Origin of the sequence: Luteitalea sp. (assembly GCF_044337415.1) — a bacterium.
Classification (GTDB): domain Bacteria; phylum Acidobacteriota; class Vicinamibacteria; order Vicinamibacterales; family Vicinamibacteraceae; genus Luteitalea.
The window spans coordinates 1-4,095 of sequence record NZ_JBIINP010000297.1 but is presented as its reverse complement, the minus strand read 5'-3'; the positions used below and the strand labels follow the sequence as shown (position 1 = coordinate 4,095).

3 protein-coding genes are annotated in these 4,095 nt (G+C 70.8%); 1 reads left to right on the top strand and 2 read right to left on the bottom strand.

What is annotated here, in order from left to right:
• Nucleotides 1-177: 177 nt before the first annotated feature.
• Together ACIRDX_RS21235 and araD are read right to left on the bottom strand one after the other, a co-directional pair.
• Entirely contained in the window at nucleotides 178-1,089 is a 912-nt protein-coding gene (locus ACIRDX_RS21235) for a dihydrodipicolinate synthase family protein (RefSeq protein ID WP_396627431.1), read from the bottom strand.
• 62 nt (nucleotides 1,090-1,151) lie between these two features.
• Nucleotides 1,152-2,879 carry an L-arabinonate dehydratase gene (gene araD / locus ACIRDX_RS21230; RefSeq protein ID WP_396627430.1) on the bottom strand — a complete coding sequence of 576 codons (1,728 nt, stop codon included), beginning with the start codon at nucleotides 2,877-2,879 and terminating at the stop codon, nucleotides 1,152-1,154.
• A 46-nt stretch (nucleotides 2,880-2,925) separates the two neighbouring features.
• On the opposite strand from araD, the gene ACIRDX_RS21225 reads away from it, so the two are divergent.
• Nucleotides 2,926-4,095: GntP family permease (locus ACIRDX_RS21225; protein WP_396627429.1), on the top strand; the 1,170-nt coding region annotated here is incomplete at its 3' end.

Below are 4,095 nucleotides of genomic sequence, written 5' to 3'. Positions count from 1 at the left end.
GGAGACGCCTCGGGCCGGCCTTGTCTGACACCGGCCCTCGGCGCAGTCAATTCCGCGATGCCGCGATGCCGGGAATGCGAAGGCCAGAGCCAAAGCGCGGTGGCCCCTCGCCAACAGGTAGGGCGCGGTGTCCCTACCGCGCCGTGAACGGATAGCGGCGGCGTGGGACACGCCGCCCTACCGGTGCGCCAACAGCGCCTTGGCCGCCGCGTCGATGGCGGCGTGGTGCTCCGCGCCCACGGTGGTCAGCATCGGGAGGAGCGGCCCGGTCGCCGCGATACCGGCGCCCTCGACCGCGCGGTGCAGCACGCGGATCGGGTTGATGCCGTTGCGCAGGTCCTCGAGCGGCGTGAAGATGGCCCGGATGCGCTCGGCCTCGGCCCAGTCCTGGCGCTTCACGGCGGCCAACATCTGCTGCGACAGCGCCGGGGCCACGCACACGCACCCGCTCGTGAACCCGCCGAGTCCGAAGTCGCGCACGTGCACGATCGCCGGCTGCTCGCCGATGCCGCTGATGATCTTGCGCGTGTCCACCAGCGACACGAGCTTGCGCAGGTACGGGTCGGTGCCCGTGTCCGGCCGCACCACGGCGTACTTGACCGCCGCGACGACGCCCTCCTTGTCGAGCGCCGCGATCTCCTCCGGCTCGATGTACCCATCGTCCTTCACGTACACGATGACGGGCACGCCGGCGGCCTGCGAGAACTCGCGGATCGCCTCGGCCACGCCCTGGCTCGTCGTGATGCCGCGCTGCGGCAGCACCATCACCGCGGGAAAGGCGTGCCGACGCAGTGTCTTCGCCTGCTCGATCAGCAAGGCATACGTCGGTCCGGCCGAAGGGACGACCAGCGTGTCGTTCCCGGCGAGCCGCGCCAGCATCGACAGCGCCGCGTCGTACTCGGCCAGCGGCAGGTGGTAGAAGTTCGCGTTGCCGCCATACAGCAGCAGGCGCACGCCCCCGTCCTCGAGATGGCGGATGATCCGCCCGTTGGCCTCCTCGGCCAGCGAACGATCAACCGCACGCGCCATCGGCGGCACAGCCATCACGGAACGATCGAACCAGTCAGCGGTCAGTGGCGATGTGATCATGCGATGACTCAAATGCCCGACGTCGTCGAGCATTTCGAAGTTCCGATTTCAAATTGCCAGGTTCAATAGATGTCCGGCTCCGGCGTCGGCGCCGTGCCTTCGAGGAACGTGAAGTCGCAGCCGTCGGGCGCCTGCGACGTCTGATCCAGGAACAAGCGGCTGTAGCCGCGCTCGTAGCGGCGCGGCGGCGGCGTCCAGGCCGCGCGGCGCGTGGCGAGTTCCTCGTCGCTCACGTGCAGGTGGATGCGGCGCGCCTCGACGTCGATCTCGATCAGGTCGCCATCGCGCACGAGCGCCAGCGGCCCGCCGATCGCCGACTCCGGCGCCACGTGCAGCACGCACGTGCCGTAGCTGGTGCCAGACATCCGCGCGTCCGAGATGCGCACCATGTCGCGCACGCCCTGCTGCAGCAGCTTCTTCGGAATCGGCAGCATCCCCCACTCGGGCATGCCCGGCGCGCCCACCGGCCCGGCCTGCTGCAGCACGAGCACGTGGTCGGGCGTCACGTCGAGGTCGTCGGCGTCGATGCGTACCTTCATCTCGCCGTACGACGCGAACACGATCGCCGGCCCGGTGTGCTTCAGTAGCCGCGGCTCGGCCGCCGTCGGCTTGATCACGCAGCCGTCGGGCGCGAGGTTGCCGCGCAGCACGAACGTGCCGCCGGCACGCGCCAGCGGACGGTCGATCGGGCGGATCACCTCATCCGAGAGCACCTCGGCATTCGCGATGGCCTCGCCCAGCGTGCGGCCCGACACGGTGCGGCAGTCGAGCGACAGGTGGTCGCGCAGGCGCGAGAGCAGCGCCGGCACGCCGCCCGAGTCGTGGAAGTCCTCCATCAGGAACTCGCCAGCCGGCCGCAGGTTGCAGATGACCGGCACCTCGCGCGAGGTGCGGTCGAAGTCCTCGATGGTGAGCGGCACCCCCGCGCGCCGTGCCATCGCGATCAGGTGGATGATCGCGTTGGTCGACCCGCAGATCGCCATGTCGGTCACCACCCCGTTGCGGAAGGCATCGGCGGTGAGAATCGACGATGGACGCAGGTCCTCCCAGACCAGATCCACGGCGCGCTTGCCCGCGGCCATCGCCATGCGCGCATGCGCCGAGTGCACGGCCGGGATCGATGCCGCGCCCGTCAACGTCATCCCCATCGCCTCGACGATCGACGCCAGCGTCGACGCCGTCCCCATCGTCATGCACGTGCCGGGCGAGCGCGAGATGCCTTCCTCGATCTGGCGCATCGCGCACTCGTCGAGGTTGCCGGCCTTGCGCTCGGCCCAGTACTTCCACACGTCGGTGCCGCTGCCGAGGCGCTCGGTGCGGAAGCGGCCCGCGAGCATCGGCCCGGCGGGCACGAAGATGGCGGGCAGGTTCATCGAGATGGCGCCCATCAGCAGCCCGGGCACCGTCTTGTCGCAGCCGCCCAGCAGCACCACGCCGTCGATGGGGTGCGACCGCAGGATTTCCTCGACCTCGAGCGCCAGCAGGTTGCGGTAGAACATCGCCGTCGGCTTGACGAACATCTCCGACAGCGACAGCACCGGCATCTCGACGGGGAAGCCGCCCGCCTGCCACACGCCCTGCTTGACGTCCTCGGCGCGCTCGCGGAAGTGCCCGTGGCACTGCTGCAGGTCGCTCCACGTGTTGAGGATCGCGATGACCGGCCGCCCCTCGGCGTCGTTGGCCGAGTAGCCCAACTGCCGCAGGCGGCTGCGGTGCCCGAAGCTGCGGAGGTCGTCCGGCGCGAACCAGCGCTGGGAGCGGAGGCGGGAAGGATCTCGGGCGTCCGGCATGGGATGACTGGAAAATTGCGCGTCGGAAGTCTACGCTAACCGCCTCTTGAGTCCATTGCTGATCCTGGCGGTTGCCCTCGCGATCGTGATCACGGGGGTGCTGGCCTTCCGCCTGCACGCCTTCCTCACGCTCATCGTGGCTGCCCTCGCCGTGGCGGCCCTCACGCCGTCGCCCGCGGTCGAGCGCTACGAGCTCTCGCGGGAGGCCGTGCGCATCGACCACGTGGCGCCCGACGGGCATGCGATGGGCCTGGCCCGGCCGGGGCAGTTGAAGACCGGCGTCGCGTACGGCGTCTTTCGCCTCGACCCCGGCGCGCCACCGGTGCGCGTGGGGTCGGCGACCGTCACCACGCTCGGTGCGCCCGGCGCCGAGACCGCCCTCGACGTCGTCCCCGACGCGCCCACGGCCGTGATCCCGGGCGCATGGGTGGCGACCGACGCGGCGGCGAAGGCCGCGGCGCGGGCCTCCGGCGACACCATCGGCGAGCGCGTGGCGGCCGGCTTCGGCCGGACGGCCCTCGACATCGGCATCCTCATCGCGATGGCCTCGATCCTCGGCGGCTGCCTGATGGCCGCCCACGGCGCCGAGCGGATCGTCGTCTCGCTCCGCAACGCGCTCGGGCCGTCGCGCACGCCATTCGCCTTCCTCGGCAGCGGCCTGCTCCTGGGCATCCCGATGTTTGCCGAGGCGGTGTTCTACCTGCTGCTGCCGCTCGCCAAGGCGATGTGGCGCGAGACCCGGCGCAACTACCTGCTGTTCGTGATGACCATCGTCGCCGGCGCCACGATGACCCACTCGCTGGTGCCGCCCACGCCGGGGCCGCTGTTCGTTGCGCAGGCGATGGGCATCGACATCGCGCTGATGATGCAGCAGGGCCTGATCGTGTCGACGATCGCCGCCCTTGCCGGTTACGGGTATGCGCGCTACGCGGATCGGCGCTGGCCGCTCGAGGTACGCAGCGGGCCGGCTGGCGAGGTCGAGACGCCCGAGGCGTCGGCCATGCTCGCCGGCGCCCGACGGCTGCCGCCCCTCGTGCTGTCCCTCCTGCCGATCCTCCTGCCGGTGATCCTCATCAGCGCGGACTCGGCCCTCGAGGCCGGTAGCCGCGGCCTGCCGGACTGGCTCGTGCAGGTGGTGCGCGTCCTCGGCGACAAGAACCTCGCGCTCACCTTGTCGGCCGCGTCGGCGATCCTCCTGCTCGTCGTCTACGCCCCG